The sequence below is a fragment of the Streptomyces sp. NPDC048142 genome, assembly GCF_043202835.1.
GTDB lineage: Bacteria > Actinomycetota > Actinomycetes > Streptomycetales > Streptomycetaceae > Streptomyces.
Map to the genome: position 1 here is coordinate 75,011 of NZ_JBIDBC010000024.1, position 19,828 is coordinate 94,838.

A 19,828-nucleotide genomic window follows, 5' to 3' on the forward strand; every position below is an offset into this window, starting at 1 on the left:
CAACCGCCGGACGGCTTGAAGTGGCGTCGGCCCTCGCGAATCGCCGGACGGCCGGGGACGGCCTTACGCGGCCCGGCGCCCCCGCGCAGGCGCGCCGGAGCGACCCGCGCCGGCGGAGCGACCCGCGCCACCGGAGCGTGCGCCCCCGGCGGAACGCGCCGCGCCGCCACCGCCCTGAGCGCCGGCACCGCCACCGCTGCCGCCTGCACCGCCGGCGCCGCGCCGCCCGCGTCCCCGGCTACCGGAGCGCACCGCGCCCCCGTTGCCGGAGCCGGAACCCGCCGCACCGCCCGACCGCGTCCGCTGCTTCGGCGGCGTCGGCTGCGGCACCTCGATGACGATCGCGACGCCCGACGGCTCACGGGCGCCCGTGATCCGGCTCAGCTCCGCGTCGCTGGAGGTGACCCGCGTGGTGCGCGGCGCGATGCCCGCGTCCTGCATCAGCCGGGTCATCTCGCGCTTCTCCTCGGGCAGCACCAGCGTGACGACGCTGCCGGACTCCCCGGCGCGCGCCGTGCGCCCGCCGCGGTGGAGGTAGTCCTTGTGGTCGGTCGGCGGGTCCACGTTGACGACCAGGTCGAGGTCGTCGACGTGGATGCCGCGGGCCGCGACGTTCGTCGCGACGAGCGCGGTGACCTGTCCGTTCTTGAACTGGTCCAGCGTCCGGTTGCGCTGCGGCTGGGAGCGCCCGCCGTGCAGGGCGGCCGCCCGTACACCGCTGGCGAGCAGCCGCTTGGCGAAGCGGTCGGCGGCGCGCTTGGTGTCGACGAACATGATCACCCGGCCCTCGCGGGCGGCGATCTTCGTGGCGACGGCTTTCTTGTCGGTCTCGTCCAGGACGTGGAGCACGTGGTGCTCCATCGTGGTGACCGCACCGGCGGACGGGTCGACGGAGTGCACGACCGGGTCGGTGAGGAACATCTTCACGAGCCGGTCGATGTTCTTGTCGAGGGTCGCGGAGAACAGCATCCGCTGCCCGTCCGCCTCGACCTGCTTGAGCAGGGCGACGACCTGCGGCATGAAGCCCATGTCGGCCATCTGGTCGGCCTCGTCGAGGACGGTGATGGAGACCTCGTCCAGCCGGCAGTCGCCGCGCTCTATGAGGTCCTTGAGCCGGCCCGGGGTGGCGACGAGCACTTCGGCGCCGCGCCGCAGGGTGGCGGACTGCTTGGTGATCGACATGCCGCCGACGACGGTGGCCATGCGCAGGTTCACGGCGGTCGCGTACGGGGTCAGCGCGTCGGTGACCTGCTGGGCCAGCTCGCGGGTGGGGACGAGGACCATGGCGAGCGGGGCGCGCGGCTCGCTGCGGCGGCCGGCGGTGCGGGCCAGCAGCGCGAGGCCGAAGGCGAGCGTCTTGCCGGAGCCGGTGCGCCCGCGGCCGAGGATGTCGCGGCCGGCCAGCGAGTTCGGCAGGGTCGCGCCCTGGATCGGGAACGGCTCGGTGACGCCCTGCGCGGCGAGGGTCTTCAGCAGCGCGGCGGGCATGTCCAGGTCGGCGAAGGCGTCGACGGACGGCAGTGCGGGCGTCACCGTCTCCGGCAGGGCGAACTCGCCCTGCGGCGGGGTGGCGCGGCGACGGGCCGGGGCCTTGGAGCCCTGGGCCTTGGCGCGGGGAGCGCCGCCCCGGCTGTTCGACGGTGCCTGGGCACCCGTGCCCTGGCCACGGCCTCGGGCCGGGCGCGAGCGGGGGGTGCGGTCCTGGCGTTCTGAGCGAGTCATACGGAATTGCCCTCCTGGGGGATTCCTGGGCAACTGCCGAGTGGGTTTACTGCGATGTGCCGGCCCGGCCGTCTGTGATGCGCCCCCAGGATGTGCGCACGAAACGGGTTGTTGCTCGGACAGCACAAACCGGGGCCCGCACCTTCACGGTGCGGGCCCCGGTCAGCGAGGTACGCGTCCGGCGATTAGGCCGGGACGATGTTCTCCGCCTGCGGGCCCTTCTGGCCCTGCGTGACGTCGAAGGAGACCTTCTGGCCCTCCTGGAGCTCACGGAAGCCCGAGGTGGCGATGTTGGAGTAGTGGGCGAAGACGTCGGCGCCGCCGCCGTCCTGCTCGATGAAGCCGAAGCCCTTTTCCGAGTTGAACCACTTCACGGTTCCAGTAGCCATGTCATTCTCCTAAAAGAGGTGCAGTGCCGAGAATCCGCACTTTACGAATTCCAAGTCGCCGCATTGAGCCCCACCCGGAGAAAGCCGGAAAACAATAAAGCGCCTGAGGAAGCATTCCCGTCAGGCGCACATAAAGTTCATGGGTACCAAAACTGCAACGGGAAACACCCTAGCACGTCCTCTCCTCCAGCGGTGGATCACGCCATGCCGCCGGAGGGAAAACCTGGCTGGCCGGAGGGCGTACGGACGGTGCCGGGCCGGGATACGGCCGGTGTCCTCAGAGCCGCTCGACGATGGTGACGTTGGCCTGTCCGCCACCCTCGCACATCGTCTGGAGCCCGTAGCGGCCGCCGGTGCGTTCCAGTTCGTGCAGCAGGGTCGTCATCAGCCGGGCTCCGGTCGCGCCGAGCGGGTGGCCGAGCGCGATGGCCCCGCCGTTGACGTTGACCCGCTCGGGGTCCGCCCCGGTCTCTTTCAGCCAGGCGAGGACGACCGGGGCGAACGCCTCGTTGATCTCGACGAGGTCGATGGCGTCGATGGTGAGGCCGGTCTTCCGCAGGGCGTACGCGGTGGCCGGGATCGGGGCCGAGAGCATCCGGATCGGATCCTCGCCGCGTACGGACAGGTGGTGGATGCGCGCCCGCGGGGTGAGGCCGTGGTCGGCGACGGCCCGCTCCGAGGCGATGAGCAGGGCGGCGGCCCCGTCGGAGACCTGGGAGGAGCAGGCCGCGGTGATGGTGCCGCCCTCCATGACGGGCTTCAGACGGGCCATTTTCTGCGGGGTGGTGTCGCGGCGCGGCCCCTCGTCGGCGGTGACGTTCCCGTACGCGACGGTCTCGCGGGCGAAGCGGCCCTCGTCGATGGCGCGGACCGCGCGGTGGTGGGAGGTGAGGGCGAAGTCCTCCATGTCCCGTCGGCTGATGCCCCACTTCTCGGCGATCAGCTGGGCGCCGTGGAACTGGTTGACGGGGGCGTCGCCGTAGCGGGCGCGCCAGCCTTCGCTGCCCGCGTACGGTCCCTGGGTGAGGCCGAGGGGTTCGGCGGCCCGGCGGGAGGCGAAGGCGATCGGGATCTGGGTCATGTTCTGGGTGCCGCCCGCGACGACCAGGTCCTGGGTGCCGGAGAGGATGCCCTGGGCGGCGAAGTGGAGGGCCTGCTGGGAGGAGCCGCACTGGCGGTCGATGGTGACGCCGGGGACCTCCTCGGGCAGTCCGGCGGCCAGCCATGACGTACGGGCGATGTCGCCGGCCTGCGGTCCGACGGTGTCGAGGCAGCCGAAGACGACGTCCTCGACGGCCGCCGGGTCGACGCCGGAGCGGGCCATCAGCTCCTTCAGGACGTGCGCGCCGAGGTCGGCGGGGTGGACGGCCCCGAGGCCTCCCCCGCGCCGTCCGACGGGGGTGCGTACCGCTTCGACGAGGTAGGCCTCGGTCATGGCTGCTGCTCCTCGGTGCGCTCGGGGTGGACGGTTACCGGTTACGTACGCGGGGCGATTCCGTCGAGCACCGTCGAGAGGTACTGACGGGCGATCTCTTCGGGGCTGTGGTGTCCGCCGGGGCGGTACCAGGAGGCCGCGACCCAGACGGTGTCGCGGACGAAGCGGTAGGTGAGGCGGATGTCGAGGTCGTCGCGGAAGACGCCTTCGGCGACGCCGCGTTCCAGGGTGCCGAGCCAGGCCTTCTCGAACTTCGTCTGCGAGTCGACGAGGTAGGCGAAGCGCGGCTGGGTGGCGAGGTGCTTGGACTCCTTCTGGTAGATCGCGACGGCGGGGCGGTGCCGGTCGATCTCCCGGAAGGACTCGGTGACCAGGGCCTCGATGGTCTCGCGGGGACCGAGGCCCGCCTCCAGGACCGCGTCGTAGCCGCGCCAGAGCTCGTCGAGGAAGGTGGAGAGGATCTCGTCGATCATCGATTCCTTGGAATCGAAGTGGTAGTAGAGGCTGCCCGCGAGCATCCCGGCCTCGTCCGCGATCCGGCGGACGGTGGTGGCGTTGTATCCCTGGGCCGCGAAGACCTCGGCCGCGGTGGCGAGGAGTTCGCTCCGCCGTTCGGGGGTGGGGGTCACCTGGGGCTTCTTCTTGGTAGGCACCCGGCCATTGTCCGCCTCCCGTCCGCGTGTTCACGCAGGTGCTCACGCATGCTGGCTGCTGACGGGGACGACCTCGCCGGTCATGTACGAGGAGTAGCCGCTCGCGAGGAAGACGATCACGTTGGCGACCTCCCAGGGTTCGGCGTACCGGCCGAAGGCTTCCCTTCCGGTGAGTTCGGCGAGGAGTTCGGCGGAGGTGACCTTGGCCAGGTGCGGGTGCATGGCGAGGCTGGGGGCGACGGCGTTGACGCGTACGCCGTAGTCGGCGGCCTCGACGGCGGCGCAGCGGGTGAGGGCCATGACGCCGGCCTTGGCGGCGGCGTAGTGGGCCTGGCCGCGCTGGGCGCGCCAGCCGACGACGGAGGCGTTGTTGACGAGAACTCCTCCGGTTCCGGCGGCCTTGAGGGAGCGCAGGGCTGCTCGGGTGCAGCGGAAGGTCCCGTTCAGGGTGACGTCGAGGATCTTCGACCACTGGTCGTCGGTCATCTCGGTGAGTTCGGCGGTGCCGCCGAGGCCCGCGTTGTTGACGACGATGTCGAGGCCGCCGTGGGCCTGCTCGGCGTGTGCGAAGAGGGCACCCACCTGCTCCTCGTCGGTGACGTCGCAGGTCAGGTGGGTGACGCGGTCGGGTCCGAACGCGGCAGCGAGGGCGTGCGCGCTCTCCTTCAGCCGGCGGGCGTGGGCGTCGCCGATCACGACGCGGGCGCCCTCCTCCAGGAAGCGGCGGGCGGTCGCGCCGCCGATCCCGGCCCCGGCGGCGGCGGTGACGACGGCGGTGCGACCGGCCAGCAGTCCGTGTCCCGGCAGGTACGGCGGTGTGTTCATGGCGCGGTCCCCCGGCTTCTCGACGGCGTAGGGGTCGTACGTTAACCTACCAAACACTTGTTAGGGAACGGTCGGTCGGCGCCGGCGCCGACCACGCGGGGAAGGCGGGCCCGGTCATGGATCTGACGCACACGGCACGGACGGAATCCCTGCGGTCCGAGGCGCGGGCCTGGCTCCGGGACCACGTACCGGTCCGGCCGCTGCCCTCCCTGGAGACCGGGGAGGGGTTCGCCGCGCACCGGGAGTGGGAGGCGCTGCTGCACACCGGGCGGTGGTCGGCGCTCTCCTGGCCCGAGGAGTACGGGGGCCGGGGCGCGGATCTCTTCGGCTGGCTGGCGTTCGAGGAGGAGTACTGGGCGGCGGGCGCGCCGGGCCGTCTCTCGCAGAACGGGATCAGCCTCCTCGCCCCGACCCTGCTCGCCCACGGCACGGCGGAGCAGCGGGCCCGGGTGCTGCCGCCGATGGCGAGCGGCGAGGTGATCTGGGCGCAGGCCTGGTCGGAGCCGGAGGCCGGGTCCGACCTGGCGGCACTGCGTTCGCGGGCGGTGCGCACGGACGGCGGCTGGCTGCTGTCGGGGCAGAAGACGTGGTCCTCGCGGGCGGCTTTCGCGGACCGGGCGTTCGGCATCTTCCGTACGGACCCGGGGGCCGCGAAGCCGCACCAGGGGCTCACGTACCTGATGTTCGGCCTGAGGGCCGAGGGCGTCACGGTCCGCCCCGTCGGCCGGCTGGACGGGAAGCCCGCGTTCGCCGAGATCTTCCTCGACGAGGTCTTCGTACCGGACGAGGACGTCATCGGGGAGCCGGGGCAGGGGTGGCGGATCGCGATGGCGGCCACCGGCGACGAGCGGGGCCTCACCCTCCGCTCCCCCGGCCGCTTCCTGGCCGCCGCCGACCGCCTGGCGGAGCTGTGGCGGGGGGTGGGCGACCCGGCGGACACGGCACTGCGGGACCGGGTGGCGGACGCGGTGATCGGGGCGCGGGCGTATCAGCTGTTCACGGCCGCCGCCGCGTCCCGGTTCGTGGCGGGGGCGTCGCTGGGGCCCGAGTCGAGCCTGAACAAGGTGTTCTGGTCGCGTTACGACCTCGCGCTGCACGAGACGGCGCTGGACCTGCTGGGCCCGGAGGCGGAGGCGGCGGACGGAGAGTGGGCGCAGGGGTACGTCTTCGCTCTGGCGGGGCCCATCTACGCGGGGACGAACGAGATCCAGCGCGACATCATCGCCGAGCGGCTGCTCGGCCTGCCGAAGGGACGGCGCTGATGCGTTTCCTCCTGGACGACGAGCAGCGGGAGTTCGCCCGGTCGCTGGACGCGATGCTGACGGCGGCCGGTACCCCGCAGGTCCTGCGGGCGTGGGCCGCCGGGGAGCACGGTCCGGGGCGGGCCCTGTGGGGGCGGCTCGCGGACGCGGGGGTGTTCGCGCTCGCGGTCCCTCGGGCGTACGGGGGTCTCGGGCCGCTCCCCGTGGAGCTGGCCGTCGCCTGTGTCGAGCTGGGGCGGCACGCGGTGCCCGGACCGGTGGCGGAGACGCTGGCGGCCGGGGTGCTGCTGGGCGGGGCGGGCGGCCCGGCGGCCGAGAAGTGGCTGCCGAGGATCGCCTCCGGCGGGGCGGTGGTCTCGCTGCGGCTGCCGGAGTACGGCCCGTACGCCCTGGACGCGGACGCGGCGGACGCGGTGTTCACGGTGTCCGGCGACGGACTGCGGCTCGCACCGGGGCCCGGGGAGCTGTCGGTGTCGGCGGACCCGGCGCGGCGGCTGTTCCGGCCGGAGGCGGGCGGCGAGGTGGTGGCGGCCGGGCCGGAGGCGGGCGGGGCGGCGCGGGCGGCGGGCGAGTGGGCGGCGTTCGCGACGGCGGCCCTGGCGCTGGGCTGCGGGGAGGAGCTGCTGCGGGCGACGGTGGCGTACGTGAAGCAGCGCACCCAGTTCGGGGTGCCCGTCGGGTCCTTCCAGGCGGTCAAGCACCGCTTGGCGGACACCCTGCTCGGCCTGGAGTTCGCGCGCCCGCTGCTGTACGGGGCGGCGGTGGAGCTGGCCGGGGGATCGCCCGGGGCGGGGGCCGCGGTCGCGGCGGCGAAGGTGGCGGCGGGCGAGGCGGGGTACGCGGCGGCCCGCACCGCGCTCCAGTCGCACGGCGCGGTCGGCTACACCGAGGAGCTGGACCTCGCGTGGTGGCTGCGCAGGGCCCGGCCGCTGCGGGACGCCTGGGGGACGCCGTCCGCCTGCCGGGCCCGGGTACTGGCGGGTTGAGGGCTGTCCCGGCTCAGGTCGCTTCGGTCGGCGGGGCGTCGTCGCCGGTGCGGCGCACGGTGCGCAGCGGCTGTCCCGGGTGCCAGGACTGGATGACCAGCGCTTCGCCGTCGAGCCCGATGCGGACCACCTCGGTCAGCTCCGCCCGGAAGAGGTGGAACGGCTCGGGCGGGCTCGCCTCCTCGATGAAGCGGGCGATCACCTCGGGGTCGGTGATCTCCACGGCCCGGCCGCCGACGCGGACGTCGCCGTCGTTCATCTCGGCGTCGGGGCCCGGGTTGGCCTGGAGTGCGAAGCGCGGATCGCGCCGCAGGTCCAGGGCCTTGCGGGAGTTCGGCATCATGCCCAGCAGCAGCTCGCCGTAGCGGAAGTCGGCCTCCAGGCCGGTGACCCGGGGCGAGCCGTCCTTCCGCAGGGTGGCCAGGACGTGGTGCTTGTAGAGCTGGAAGCGGCGTTGCACGGTGGCGGCGAAGTCGGGCTCGGCGGTGGCGAAGCCGTCCCAGGAAACCGGTGCGGGGGAAGGCGATGAAGGTGTCATGGGCGCTGATGAAGGTGTCATGGGCGCTATGGAACACCGGATACCCGACATCTCCTGTCGGTATTCGGGCGCGACAGGCGGACGTGCCCCGGGATGGAGCCGGGCCGGGCCGTCCGTCGCACCGCTCCGGGCCGGGCTCTCCGGGGCCGGGCGGACGAGCTGGAGCATGACCTCGTCGTACTCCTCGTCGACGCGGCGGCTCACCTCCACGAAGCCCATCCGGGCGTAGAAGCCGCGGGCCCGCGTGTTCTTCTCGTACACCTCCAGGGTCAATGAGCCATGCAGTGCCGCCGCGTGCTCGACGAGACGCCGGCCCACTCCCGTGCCCTGTGCCTCCGGAGCCACGAAGAGGCCACCGATCTCGGCGTCCAGCAGGCCCAGGAGTGCCACCACACGGCCGTTCGACTCGGCGACCCAGTTCTCGGCGTGGACGAGATAGATCTCGCGCATCCTGCGGGCGCGCTCGCCCTCGCCCTCGCCGGGGATGAAGGGATGGGCCAGGCTGCCGGCCCGGGACCAGAGGTCCATCGAGGCGTTCTCGTCCGTGGCGGCATAACGGCGGATCACGGTGGGTCCGGATACGTACGCGGGCATACGGGTGACCGTATCCGGCGGCGGGGAAACCGTCAGCGGGATTTTTCGCGTGCCGCCGGCCGGACGGTCACACGTCCGAGAACGTGATCAGCACCGCCTGGCCCATCGTCCGCAGGACCCCGGGCGACGCCCCGGCCGCCAGCACCGCGTCGTAGCGGTCCAGCCGGACGTCCGGGCCCTCCAACTCCGCGCCGTCGTCCAGGGAGACGGCCAGCACCGCGCCGCCCTCCGGCGGCAGCAGGCGGACCGTGCCGCAGACGACTGCGGTCTCCGCCCGCGTACGGGCTCTGCGGTACATGACGTTGAGATTGACGACGGGGCCGGCCAGCAGGAAGCCCTCGGTGGGCAGGTCGCCGGGGAAGCCGTGCGGCCACAGCGGCTCGTCGACGATGTGGTGCTCGCCGCCGACGACGAGGTCCATGCCCGCGCCCTCGACCACGGTCAGGACGCGCTCCACGCCCGGGAAGGCGGAGAACGGCCCGTCGGCGGTGACGTCCGCGAGGCTCACCCGCCAGTCGAAGGCGTCGGCGCCCGCGTCCTCGGGGCCGGTGGCGATCTCCCGGACGATGCCGCCGCCGTTCTTCCAGGGGACGGGTGCGCGGTCGGCGGCGCGCAGGACGCGCAGGGTCCGGGCCGTCACCGGATGATCCCCTGCGCCTCGGCGGCGGCCAGCCAGAGCGGGAACTCGGCGACGAGCCGGTCGTACAGCTCGGAGTCCGGGACCTTCCGGGGATCCTGGCCGGCGTGGAAGTACCCGGCGTTGTCGACGGCCCGCCTGTCCGGGACGGCCAGTTCGTCGAGCTTGCGCAGGAAGTCGAACTGGCTGCTGCGGGTGTTGCCGAAGCCGACGAACTGCCAGAACAGGGGCAGCCTGGCGGCCTTGCAGACGTAGCGTTCGGCGGCGAGCTTGTTGATCGGCCCGCCGTCCGTCTGGAAGACGACCAGGGCGGGCGCGGTGGAGCCGCTGTCGAGGTAGTGGTCGATGACGGCGTCCATCGCCACGTGGTAGCTGGTCTTCCCCATGTGCCCGAGGCCCGCGAAGATCTCGTCGATCCGGCCGTGGTGGTTGTCGAGGGCGATGTCGGTGACCGCGTCGATGTCGGTGGAGAAGAAGACGACGGGTACCGTGCCGTCGTCGTCGAGGTTGGCCGACAGGCCCAGCACCCGGTCGGCCAGCGCCTGGACGCTGCCGTCCTTGTAGTAGGGCTTCATCGAGCCGGAGTGGTCGAGGACGAGGTAGACGGCCGCGCGGTGACCGCCCAGTCCGTGCTTCTCCAGCGAGATCCTCGCGCTCTCGTAGGCGCCGACCAGGTCCGGAGCCAACTCCCGCACCTTGGTGAGACTGATGGCCGGGCCGGTGCCCACAGCCGTGTTCGCACCGTTCATGACGGCCCCCGTTCTGCGCTCTGCGGACCTTGAGTCTAGAGGTGTCCGGTGGATCAGGGCCGGGCCCCGGGCACACGGTGCACCGCACCGGTTCGCTATCTTGATCGCCGCCGCCCCCACCGGCCCCGTTGCACATCCCCAGTGAAGGAGCCGGCCATGGAGGCCGCCGCCACCGCGTGTTACCGCCATCCGTCCCACGAGACGTATGTCCGCTGCACCCGTTGCGACCGCTACATCTGCCCGGACTGCATGCGGGAGGCGGCCGTCGGCCATCACTGCGTGGAGTGCGTGAAGGAGGGGCAGCGCTCGGTGCGGCAGGCCCGTACGGTTTTCGGCGGCGTGGTGTCCCGGGCGACGGCGCCGATGGTGACGTACGTCCTGATGGCGCTCAACGTCCTGGTCTACGTCGGCGAGGTGGTCAGGCCGGAGATCGTGGACCGGTTCGCGGTGCTCGGGGCGGCGCTGACCGGGCCGGACGGTGAGCGGTACTACTACCGGGGTTCCACCTATCCCGGGTACGAGCTGACGGGCATCGCGGACGGCGAGTGGTACCGGCTGGTGACCGGGGCCTTCCTGCACCTTCCTCCGGACGCCTCGTTCGGGGTGATGCACCTGGTGTTCAACATGTTCGCGCTGTGGAACATCGGCCGGGCGGTGGAGGGGCAGCTCGGCCGGGCCCGTTATCTGGCGCTGTATCTGCTGTCGGCGGTGGGCGGTTCGGTCCTGGTGTACCTGGTGGCCCCGGACACCTCGACGGTCGGCGCCTCCGGTGCGGTCTTCGGGCTGGCCGCCGCGTACTGGGTCATCCACCGGCGGCTCGGCCGGGACATGGCGGCGGTCAACCGCTTCATGGCCGGATTCCTGCTCTGGATGCTGATCTCGGCCGCGTTCACCTCGTGGCAGGGACACCTGGGCGGGCTGCTGACCGGGGCGCTGGTGACGTACGGGCTCGCCTACCCGCCCGCGAGGCTGCGGGGCCGGCCGGTCCAGCTCGCGGGCGGGCTGGTGCTGGTGGGGCTGTTCGCGGTGGCGGTGGTGGTGAAGACCTCGGCGCTGACGGGGGGCTGAGGGCCCCGCAGAGGCCCCCGTGAGGGGATCCGGCCCCGGACGCGCCACGGCGCCCGCTGAGTCCGGTCGGGGACAGGCAGGCGCCGCGTTCAGTTCCGCACGCCGTTGTACGGGACGTATCAAGGGGGTGCCCCCGGGCCGCGTGGCCCAGGGGGAACCCGGGTGGTGCTCAGACCAGCAGGGACCGGTCCGTCGGGCGGATCGGGGCCGGCAGCGCGCTGGTCCCGGTCAGGAAGCGGTCCACGCCGCGAGCGGCGGAGCGGCCCTCGGCGATCGCCCAGACGATCAGCGACTGGCCGCGTCCCGCGTCACCGGCGACATAGACGCCGTCGACGTTGGTCGCGTAGTGCTCGTCGCGGGCGACGTTGCCACGCTGGTCGAGCTCCAGGCCGAACTGCTGGACCAGACCGTTGGACTGGTCGGTTCCGGTGAAGCCCATGGCGAGGGTGACGAGCTGCGCGGGGATGCGCCGCTCCGTGCCGGGCTTCTGCTCCAGCTTACCGTCCTTGAACTCGACCTCGACCAGGTGGAGGGCCGCGACGTTTCCGTCCTCGTCGCCCTCGAAGTGGGTGGTGGAGACGGAGTAGACCCGCTCGCCGCCCTCCTCGTGCGCGGAGGTGACCTTGTAGAGCATCGGGAACGTCGGCCACGGCTGGCCCGGGTTCCGCTCCTCGCCCGGCTTCGGCATGATCTCCAGCTGGGTGACGGAGGCCGCGCCCTGGCGGTGGGCGGTGCCCACGCAGTCCGCGCCGGTGTCGCCGCCGCCGATGACGACGACGTGCTTGCCGCCGGCGTGGATCGGGGAGACTGTCAGGTCGCCCTCCTGCACCTTGTTGGCGAGCGGCAGGTACTCCATCGCGAAGTGGATGCCGCCCAGCTCACGGCCGGGAACCGGCAGGTCGCGGGAGACGGTGGCGCCGGCCGCGATGACGACCGCGTCGTAGCGGCGGCGGAGCTTCGCGGCGTCGATGTCCTTGCCGATCTCCACCTCCGTACGGAACTTGGTGCCTTCCAGCCGCATCTGCTCGATGCGGCGGTTGATGTGCGACTTCTCCATCTTGAACTCGGGGATGCCGTAGCGCAGGAGGCCCCCGATGCGGTCCGCGCGCTCGTAGACGGCGACGGTGTGGCCGGCCCGGGTCAGCTGCTGGGCGGCGGCGAGTCCCGCCGGGCCCGAGCCGATGACAGCGACGGTCTTGCCGGAGAGGCGCTCCGGCGGCTGCGGGGTGACGTCGCCGCTGTCCCACGCCTTGTCGATGATGGAGACTTCGACGTTCTTGATGGTGACGGCGGGCTGGTTGATGCCGAGGACGCACGCCGACTCGCAGGGCGCCGGGCACAGCCGCCCGGTGAACTCCGGGAAGTTGTTCGTGGCGTGCAGCCGCTCGGAAGCGGCGGTCCAGTCCTCGCGGTAGGCGTAGTCGTTCCACTCGGGGATGAGGTTTCCGAGCGGGCAGCCGTTGTGGCAGAACGGGATGCCGCAGTCCATGCAGCGGCCGGCCTGCTTGCTGATGATCGGGAGCAGCGAGCCCGGAACGTAGACCTCGTTCCAGTCCTTGACGCGCTCGGCCACGGGGCGGGTCTGGGCGACCTCGCGTCCGGTGGTCAGGAAGCCCTTGGGGTCAGCCATGGGTCGCCGCCTCCATCATCTTCTCGGTGGTCTCCTGCTCGGAGAGACCGGCGAGCTCAGCGGCGTCCTTGGCGGCGAGCACGGCCTTGTACGTGGACGGGATGATCTTGCTGAAGCGGGTCACGGCGGTGTCCCACTCGGCGAGGAGCTTCTCGGCGACGGTGGAGCCGGTCTCCTCCCGGTGGCGGCGCACGACGTCGTGCAGCCACTGCCGGTCGGTGTCGTCCAGCTCCTCGACCGCGCCGAGGTTGCCGACGTTGACGTCGTCGCGGTTCAGGTCGATGACGTACGCGACACCCCCCGACATGCCGGCGGCGAAGTTGCGGCCGGTCTCGCCGAGGACGACGGCCCGGCCGCCGGTCATGTACTCGCAGCCGTGGTCGCCGACGCCCTCGGAGACGACGAGCGCACCGGAGTTGCGGACGCAGAAGCGTTCGCCGGTGCGGCCGCGGAGGAAGATCTCGCCGCCGGTCGCGCCGTAGCCAATGGTGTTGCCGGCGATGGTGGAGTACTCGGCGAGGTGGTCGGCGCCCCGGTCCGGGCGGACGACGACCCGGCCGCCGGAGAGACCCTTGCCGACGTAGTCGTTGGCGTCGCCCTCCAGGCGCAGGGTGACCCCGCGCGGCAGGAACGCGCCGAAGGACTGGCCGGCCGAGCCGGTGAAGGTGAGGTCGATGGTGTTCTCGGGCAGGCCCGCACCGCCGAACTTCTTGGTCACCTCGTGGCCGAGCATGGTGCCGACCGTGCGGTTGATGTTGCGGATCGCGACCTGGGCGCGGACCGGCTGGGCGGCCTCGGGGCTGGTCGCTCCGAGCGCGTCGGCGGCCAGCTTGATCAGCTGGTTGTCGAGCGCCTTCGTCAGTCCGTGGTCCTGCTCGACGATGCGGTGGCGTACCGCGCCCTCGGGCAGTTCGGGGACGTGGAAGAGCGGGGCCAGGTCCAGGCCCTGCGCCTTCCAGTGGGTGATCGCCCGGTCGGTGTCGAGGAGCTCGGCGTGGCCGACGGCCTCCTCGATGGAGCGGAAGCCCAGCTCGGCGAGGATCTCGCGGACCTCTTCGGCGATGAACTGGAAGAAGTTGACGATGTACTCGGCCTTGCCGGAGAAGCGGTCACGCAGGACCGGGTTCTGGGTGGCGATGCCGACCGGGCAGGTGTCCAGGTGGCAGACGCGCATCATGACGCAGCCGGAGACGACGAGCGGCGCGGTCGCGAAACCGAACTCCTCGGCGCCCAGCAGCGCGGCGATGACGACGTCGCGGCCGGTCTTGAGCTGGCCGTCGGTCTGCACGACGATGCGGTCGCGCAGGCCGTTGAGCAGCAGGGTCTGCTGGGTCTCGGCGAGGCCGAGCTCCCAGGGGCCGCCCGCGTGCTTGAGCGAGGTGAGCGGGGAGGCGCCCGTTCCGCCGTCGTGGCCGGAGATGAGGACGACGTCCGCGTGGGCCTTGGAGACACCGGCGGCGACCGTGCCGACGCCGACCTCGGAGACCAGCTTCACGTGGATCCGCGCCTGCGGGTTCGCGTTCTTCAGGTCGTGGATCAGCTGGGCGAGGTCTTCGATGGAGTAGATGTCATGGTGCGGCGGCGGCGAGATGAGGCCGACGCCGGGCGTCGAGTGACGCGTCTTGGCGACCCACGGGTAGACCTTGTGGCCGGGCAGCTGGCCGCCCTCGCCGGGCTTGGCGCCCTGCGCCATCTTGATCTGGATGTCGTCCGCGTTGACCAGGTATTCGCTGGTCACGCCGAAGCGGCCGGAGGCGACCTGCTTGATGGACGAGCGGCGCGCCGGGTCGTACAGGCGGTCGGGGTCCTCGCCGCCCTCACCGGTGTTGGACTTGCCGCCGAGCTGGTTCATCGCGATGGCGAGCGTCTCGTGCGCCTCGCGGGAGATCGAGCCGTACGACATGGCGCCGGTGGAGAAGCGCTTGACGATCTCGGAGGCGGGCTCGACCTCGTCGAGGGAGATCGGCTCGCGGCCGGAGTCGAAGCCGAAGAGGCCGCGGAGCGTCATGAGGCGCTCGGACTGCTCGTTCACCCGCTCCGTGTACTGCTTGAAGATGTCGTAGCGCCGGTTGCGGGTGGCGTGCTGGAGGCGGAAGACCGTCTCCGGGTCGAACAGGTGCGGTTCGCCCTCGCGCCGCCACTGGTACTCGCCGCCGATCTCCAGCGCGCGGTGCGAGGCGGCGATGCCGGAGGCGGGGTACGCCTTGGTGTGCCGGGCGGCGACCTCCTTGGCGACGACGTCCAGGCCGGCGCCGCCGATCTTGGTGGCGGTGCCGTTGAAGTACCTCGCGACGAAGGCCTCGTCGAGGCCGACGGCCTCGAAGACCTGCGCGCCCCGGTAGGAGGCGACGGTGGAGATGCCCATCTTGGACATGACCTTCAGGACGCCCTTGCCGAGCGCGTAGATCAGGTTCCGGATGGCCTGCTCGGACTCGATGTTCTCGATGAACGTGCCGGCGCGGACCAGGTCCTCGACGGACTCCATGGCGAGGTACGGGTTGACCGCGGCGGCGCCGTAGCCGATCAGCAGCGCGACGTGGTGGACCTCGCGGACGTCCCCGGCCTCGACCAGCAGTCCCACCTGGGTGCGCTGCTTGGTGCGGATGAGGTGGTGGTGGACGGCCGAGGTGAGCAGCAGCGAGGGGATCGGCGCGTGCTCGGCGTCGGAGTGCCGGTCGGAGAGGACGACGAGGCGGGCGCCGTCCTCGATGGCGGCGTCGACCTCGGTGCAGATCTCCTCGATCCGGGCGGCCAGCGCTTCGCCGCCGCCGCCGACCCGGTAGAGGCCGGCGAGGGTGGCGGCCTTCATGCCCGGCATGTCGCCGTCGGCGTTGATGTGTATCAGCTTGGCGAGCTCGTCGTTGTCGATCACCGGGAACGGCAGCGTGACGCTGCGGCAGGCCGCGGCGGTCGGCTCCAGGATGTTGCCCTGGGGGCCCAGCGAGGAGCGCAGCGAGGTGACGAGCTCCTCGCGGATGGCGTCCAGCGGCGGGTTGGTGACCTGGGCGAAGAGCTGGGTGAAGTAGTCGAACAGCAGCCGGGGGCGCTCGGAGAGCGCGGCGATCGGCGAGTCGGTGCCCATGGAGCCGAGCGGCTCGCCGGCGGTGCGGGCCATCGGCGCGAGGATGACGCGGAGCTCTTCCTCGGTGTAGCCGAAGGTCTGCTGGCGGCGGGTGACCGAGGCGTGGGTGTGCACGATGTGCTCGCGCTCGGGGAGGTCGCCGAGGCCGATCTCCCCGGTCTCCAGCCACTCCTGGTAGGGCTGCTCGGCGGCGAGGGACGCCTTGATCTCGTCGTCCTCGATGATGCGGTGCTCGGCGGTGTCGACGAGGAACATCTTGCCGGGCTGGAGGCGGCCCTTGCGGACGACCTTCGCCGGGTCGATGTCCAGGACGCCGACCTCGGAGGAGAGCACGACGAGTCCGTCGTCGGTGACCCAGTAGCGGCCGGGGCGCAGACCGTTGCGGTCGAGGACCGCGCCGACCTGGACGCCGTCGGTGAAGGTGACGCAGGCCGGGCCGTCCCAGGGCTCCATCATCGTGGCGTGGTACTGGTAGAAAGCCCGGCGTGCCGGGTCCATCGAGTCGTGGTTCTCCCACGCCTCGGGGACCATCATCAGCACCGAGTGCGGCAGCGAGCGGCCGCCGAGGTGGAGCAGCTCCAGGACCTCGTCGAAGGAGGCGGAGTCGGAGGCGTCCGGGGTGCAGACGGGGAAGATCCGGCTCAGCTGCGCCTGGCCGAAGAGTTCGGAGGCGAGCTGGGACTCGCGGGCCTTCATCCAGTTGCGGTTGCCCTTGACCGTGTTGATCTCGCCGTTGTGCGCGACGAAACGGTACGGGTGGGCCAGCGGCCAGCTGGGGAAGGTGTTGGTGGAGAAGCGCGAGTGGACCAGCGCGACCGTGGAGGCGAAGCGGCGGTCGGAGAGGTCCGGGAAGAACGGCTCCAGCTGCCCGGTGGTGAGCATGCCCTTGTAGACGATGGTGCGGGCGGAGAGCGAGGGGAAGTACACCCCGGCCTCACGCTCGGCACGCTTGCGCAGGACGAAGGCCTTGCGGTCCAGGACGATGCCGGTGGACTCGCCGTCGGCGACGAAGACCTGGCGGAATTCGGGCATGGTGGCGCGGGCGCCGTTGCCGAGCAGTGCGGGGGTGATCGGGACGTCACGCCAGCCGAGGACCTTCAGGCCCTCCTGGGCGGCGATCTTCTCGATCGTGCGGACGGCCTCGGCGGAGTCGTCCGCGGGGAGGAAGGCGATGCCCACGGCGTAGGAGCCGGCCTCGGGAAGTCCGAAAGGGGTCTCGGCGCGCAGGAAGGCGTCGGGGACCTGGCAGAGAATGCCGGCGCCGTCGCCGGAGTCGGGCTCGGAGCCGGTGGCGCCGCGGTGTTCGAGGTTGCGCAGTACGGTCAGCGCCTGCTCGACCAGCTCATGGCTGGCCACACCGGTCAGAGTGGCCACGAACCCGACGCCACAGGCGTCGTGCTCGTTACGGGGGTCGTACATCCCCTGCTGGGCGGGGCGACCGTCCATGGGCGACCAGGCGTCGATACGCATCGGCTCTCCCGTCGTCGTCGTGGCATTTGCGGTGCCGAGGGACGACGTTGGCCCTCTGCGAAATTTCGTGCAGGTTACATGATGGGGCGCTTCTCAAGAAGCGGAAGGCTCATTCCAACATACGGACACCGCGGTGACCGGAAGTGACTGGGTGACCAGAGGCGACCGGCTCGACCAGGGGGTGGGTCGCTGTCGAAAGGATCGGCGCCCGGGAGTCGCAGAGAGCAGGCGTCGTTGCCTGCGGTGCTTACGGCTCATGCCCGGCGGCGAAGGAAACGAAACCACCGAGTAACGACTACTTATGTGCGGCCCCGCATAGAGCCTCATTTTACGGCCGTGGCGCCCGTTCCGCCCAGTGGGCGCCGTCAGGACGTACGTCACACGGGTTGCCGCACTGTTACGCCGCTCGGGCGGCCCGGCTACTCCGTTCGCCGGGCCGCGTCGCGCCGCGCCGGAGTCAGCCGACCGCCACGCCGAACAGGGTGCCGAGTCCGTACGTCAGTGCCGCCGCCGCACCACCCAGGGCGAGCTGCCGCAGTCCGCTGAACCACCAGCTGCGGGCCGTCACCCGGGCCACCACCGCGCCGCAGCCGAAGAGGCCGAACAGTGCGAGCAGCACCGAGGGCCACAGGGCGCTCGCGCCGAGGAGGTAGGGCAGGACGGGCAGCAGGGCGCCGAGTGCGAACGCGCCGAACGACGAGACGGCGGCCACGAGCGGCGAGGGCAGGTCGCCCGGGTCGATGCCGAGCTCCTCGCGGGCGTGGATCTCCAGCGCCTGCTCCGGGTCCCGCGACAGCTGCCGGGCGACCTCGCGGGCCAGCGGGGCGTCGACCCCGCGGGACTCGTAGAGCGCGGCCAGCTCCGCCATCTCGTCCTTGGGGTGCTTACGGAGTTCGCGGCGCTCGACGTCCAGCTCGGCCTCGACCAGTTCGCGCTGCGAGGCGACGGAGGTGTATTCGCCCGCCGCCATGGAGAAGGCCCCGGCCGCGAGCCCCGCCAGGCCGGTGATCACGATGGTCTGCTGGGAGACCGCACCGCCCGCGACCCCGGTCATCAGGGCGAGGTTGGAGACCAGGCCGTCCATCGCGCCGAAGACGGCGGGGCGCAGCCAGCCGCCGTTCACATCCCGGTGGGTGTGGTTGTCCCGGTGCGCCTCGTGCAGGACGGCTTCGGTTTCGATGATGGCCACGGCGTGCTTCTCCCCTTCGCCCGGTCGCCCGGTTCCGCCCCGGTTGCCCGGTTCGCTCCGGCGGGGCAACTCCCCGCCTCTCTTCCCGTCGAGTACAACTTTCGACACAGTCCAAACTACGCCGTTCGAGCGACCTCCGCCAGGAAGGCAAGGCTGCCCTAGCACCGCTCTGACCTGCAAAGAAAGGCCAGCCTCAGCTATCCCGGCCGTCATCCGCCCGGCCCCTTTCCCGGCGTTTCCCGCCTCCCCCCGCCCTCCGCGTGGCACAGATGCGGACAGGGCCCGGAAGCGGAATCGGATTCGGACTCGCCGGACGAGCGGAAGGGCGACGCGATGAACACGGCCGTCGGCAGTGACCGGGCCAGGGGTGCGCTGCTGGGACTGGCGGTCGGGGACGCGCTCGGCGCCCCGGCGGAGAATCTGCGGCCCTCCGAGATCCGCCGCCGCTGGGGGCGGATCGAGGGCTTCGTGAGCGATGACCCGGCGGGCACCGACGACACGGAGTACGCGATCTTCTCCGGGCTGCTGCTGGCCCGGCACGGCTCGGCGCTCGACGTCTCCCATGTGGAGCGGGCCTGGCACCACTGGATCGCCGATCTGGACGAGGGCCCGTTCCGGGGGGCCGGGTTCAGCGAGCGCGGCACCCTGGAGAACCTGCGCCGGGGCCTGGCAGCACCTATTTCGGCGCAGCACCGGCACGCCTGGAGCGACGGCCTCGCGATGCGGGCGGCGCCCTTCGGGGTGTTCGCGGCGGGCCGCCCCGCCGAGGCGGCCCGGCTGGTCGCGGTGGACGGCCGGGTCAGCCACGAGGGCGAGGGGATCTACGGGGGCCAGGCGGTGGCGGCCGGGGTCGCGGCGGCCATGGTCGGCTCGGGCCTCGCCTCGGTGATCGCGGCCGCGCTCTCGGTGGTCCCGATGGACTCCTGGACCGCCCGGTCGCTGCGCCGGGCGGTGGCGGCGGCCCAGCGGCCGTACCCCGACCGGCTCACGATGGAGCGGGCGGTGCGCTCGGCGGTGGTGATCGCCGGCTACCCGTGGACGGACCTCGCGCCGGAGGCGGTGGGCCTGGCGTTCGGGGCGTTCACGGCGGCGCGCGGGGACTTCCGGACGGCGGTGCTCACGGCCGTCAACATGGGCCGCGACGCGGACACGACGGCGGCGGTGGCGGGCGCCCTGGCCGGGGCGCTGAACGGGGAGAGCTCCATCCCGCCGGACTGGGCGGCCGCGATCGGCCCGGTCCGGGGCAGCTGCCTGCCCTCGATGCGCGGCTACCACGTGCTGGACATCGCGGAGCTGCTGACCCCGGAGGCGGCCGAGGCCCCGGAGACGGCCGAGGCGGCAGGGCCGGCGGGGACCGCGCAGGAGCGGGGCGGTGGTCGCGAGCCCTCGGCCGTACGGGACATGGCGTCCGTGGCGGCTTCCTTCGAGCCCGTCCGGGAGGAGCAGCGATGACGACGGCAGGCGAAGCGGCCATGGGCGCGCGGGCCACGAGGACCGCGCACGAAGCGGCTACAGGAAGCCCGGCGATGACCACAGCCCGCCAAGCCCCCGGCGCTCCCGGTACGCCCGGCGCCCCCGCCACGGCGACCGCACGAGAAG

15 protein-coding genes and 1 pseudogene are annotated in these 19,828 nt (G+C 72.1%); 4 read left to right on the forward strand and 12 right to left on the reverse strand.

What is annotated here, in order from left to right; genetic code table 11:
- Positions 1 to 63: 63 nt before the first annotated feature.
- The 5 genes from ACGF2Y_RS26305 to ACGF2Y_RS26325 all read right to left on the reverse strand — a co-directional run bounded on the left by ACGF2Y_RS26305 (position 64) and on the right by ACGF2Y_RS26325 (position 5,024).
- The gene (locus tag ACGF2Y_RS26305; RefSeq protein ID WP_392952114.1) at positions 64 to 1,722 is read right to left on the reverse strand and encodes a DEAD/DEAH box helicase; all 1,659 of its coding nucleotides are present in this window, start codon (positions 1,720 to 1,722) and stop codon (positions 64 to 66) included.
- A 185-nt stretch (positions 1,723 to 1,907) separates the two neighbouring features.
- The gene (locus tag ACGF2Y_RS26310; protein ID WP_003969786.1) at positions 1,908 to 2,111 is read right to left on the reverse strand and encodes a cold-shock protein; all 204 of its coding nucleotides are present in this window, start codon (positions 2,109 to 2,111) and stop codon (positions 1,908 to 1,910) included.
- 277 nt (positions 2,112 to 2,388) lie between these two features.
- Positions 2,389 to 3,546: an acetyl-CoA C-acetyltransferase gene (locus tag ACGF2Y_RS26315; protein WP_392952117.1), complete on the reverse strand. Its 1,158-nt coding sequence runs from the start codon at positions 3,544 to 3,546 to the stop codon at positions 2,389 to 2,391.
- Positions 3,547 to 3,587: 41 nt separating this feature from the next.
- The gene (locus ACGF2Y_RS26320) at positions 3,588 to 4,199 is read right to left on the reverse strand and encodes a TetR/AcrR family transcriptional regulator (protein ID WP_392952120.1); all 612 of its coding nucleotides are present in this window, start codon (positions 4,197 to 4,199) and stop codon (positions 3,588 to 3,590) included.
- A gap of 42 nt (positions 4,200 to 4,241) precedes the next feature.
- A complete protein-coding gene (locus ACGF2Y_RS26325; protein ID WP_392952122.1) occupies positions 4,242 to 5,024 on the reverse strand; it encodes an SDR family oxidoreductase in 783 nt (260 codons plus the stop codon).
- Positions 5,025 to 5,140: 116 nt separating this feature from the next.
- On the opposite strand from ACGF2Y_RS26325, the gene ACGF2Y_RS26330 reads away from it, so the two are divergent.
- Both ACGF2Y_RS26330 and ACGF2Y_RS26335 read left to right on the forward strand, forming a co-directional pair.
- Complete coding sequence (locus ACGF2Y_RS26330; protein WP_392952125.1) at positions 5,141 to 6,286, forward strand: acyl-CoA dehydrogenase family protein; 1,146 nt, start codon at positions 5,141 to 5,143, stop codon at positions 6,284 to 6,286.
- Entirely contained in the window at positions 6,286 to 7,272 is a 987-nt protein-coding gene (locus ACGF2Y_RS26335; RefSeq protein ID WP_392952128.1) for an acyl-CoA dehydrogenase family protein, read from the forward strand. The genes ACGF2Y_RS26330 and ACGF2Y_RS26335 overlap by 1 nt, the downstream gene beginning before the upstream one ends.
- A gap of 13 nt (positions 7,273 to 7,285) precedes the next feature.
- Here ACGF2Y_RS26335 and ACGF2Y_RS26340 read toward each other — a convergent pair whose 3' ends face one another.
- From ACGF2Y_RS26340 to ACGF2Y_RS26355, 4 genes and pseudogenes are all read right to left on the reverse strand, one after another.
- A complete protein-coding gene (locus tag ACGF2Y_RS26340) occupies positions 7,286 to 7,810 on the reverse strand; it encodes a pyridoxamine 5'-phosphate oxidase family protein (protein WP_392952223.1) in 525 nt (174 codons plus the stop codon).
- A gap of 129 nt (positions 7,811 to 7,939) precedes the next feature.
- Positions 7,940 to 8,404 (reverse strand): annotated as a pseudogene (locus tag ACGF2Y_RS26345) (GNAT family N-acetyltransferase); the annotation flags it as partial.
- 67 nt (positions 8,405 to 8,471) lie between these two features.
- Complete coding sequence (locus ACGF2Y_RS26350; protein ID WP_392952131.1) at positions 8,472 to 9,044, reverse strand: HutD family protein; 573 nt, start codon at positions 9,042 to 9,044, stop codon at positions 8,472 to 8,474.
- The gene (locus tag ACGF2Y_RS26355; protein ID WP_392952134.1) at positions 9,041 to 9,790 is read right to left on the reverse strand and encodes a vWA domain-containing protein; all 750 of its coding nucleotides are present in this window, start codon (positions 9,788 to 9,790) and stop codon (positions 9,041 to 9,043) included. The genes ACGF2Y_RS26350 and ACGF2Y_RS26355 overlap by 4 nt, the downstream gene beginning before the upstream one ends.
- Before the next feature lie 156 nt (positions 9,791 to 9,946).
- Between ACGF2Y_RS26355 and ACGF2Y_RS26360 the strand changes: the two genes are divergently transcribed.
- Positions 9,947 to 10,858 carry a rhomboid family intramembrane serine protease gene (locus tag ACGF2Y_RS26360; RefSeq protein WP_392952136.1) on the forward strand — a complete coding sequence of 304 codons (912 nt, stop codon included), beginning with the start codon at positions 9,947 to 9,949 and terminating at the stop codon, positions 10,856 to 10,858.
- A 169-nt stretch (positions 10,859 to 11,027) separates the two neighbouring features.
- Here ACGF2Y_RS26360 and ACGF2Y_RS26365 read toward each other — a convergent pair whose 3' ends face one another.
- The 3 genes from ACGF2Y_RS26365 to ACGF2Y_RS26375 all read right to left on the reverse strand — a co-directional run bounded on the left by ACGF2Y_RS26365 (position 11,028) and on the right by ACGF2Y_RS26375 (position 18,229).
- A complete protein-coding gene (locus tag ACGF2Y_RS26365) occupies positions 11,028 to 12,488 on the reverse strand; it encodes a glutamate synthase subunit beta (RefSeq protein ID WP_097870396.1) in 1,461 nt (486 codons plus the stop codon).
- Positions 12,481 to 17,040: a glutamate synthase large subunit gene (gltB, locus tag ACGF2Y_RS26370; RefSeq protein WP_392952140.1), complete on the reverse strand. Its 4,560-nt coding sequence runs from the start codon at positions 17,038 to 17,040 to the stop codon at positions 12,481 to 12,483. Before gltB ends, ACGF2Y_RS26365 begins: the two co-directional genes overlap by 8 nt.
- A 457-nt stretch (positions 17,041 to 17,497) precedes the next feature.
- The gene (locus ACGF2Y_RS26375; RefSeq protein ID WP_392952142.1) at positions 17,498 to 18,229 is read right to left on the reverse strand and encodes a VIT1/CCC1 transporter family protein; all 732 of its coding nucleotides are present in this window, start codon (positions 18,227 to 18,229) and stop codon (positions 17,498 to 17,500) included.
- A gap of 333 nt (positions 18,230 to 18,562) precedes the next feature.
- On the opposite strand from ACGF2Y_RS26375, the gene ACGF2Y_RS26380 reads away from it, so the two are divergent.
- Complete coding sequence (locus ACGF2Y_RS26380) at positions 18,563 to 19,681, forward strand: ADP-ribosylglycohydrolase family protein (RefSeq protein WP_392952145.1); 1,119 nt, start codon at positions 18,563 to 18,565, stop codon at positions 19,679 to 19,681.
- Positions 19,682 to 19,828 lie beyond the last annotated feature (147 nt).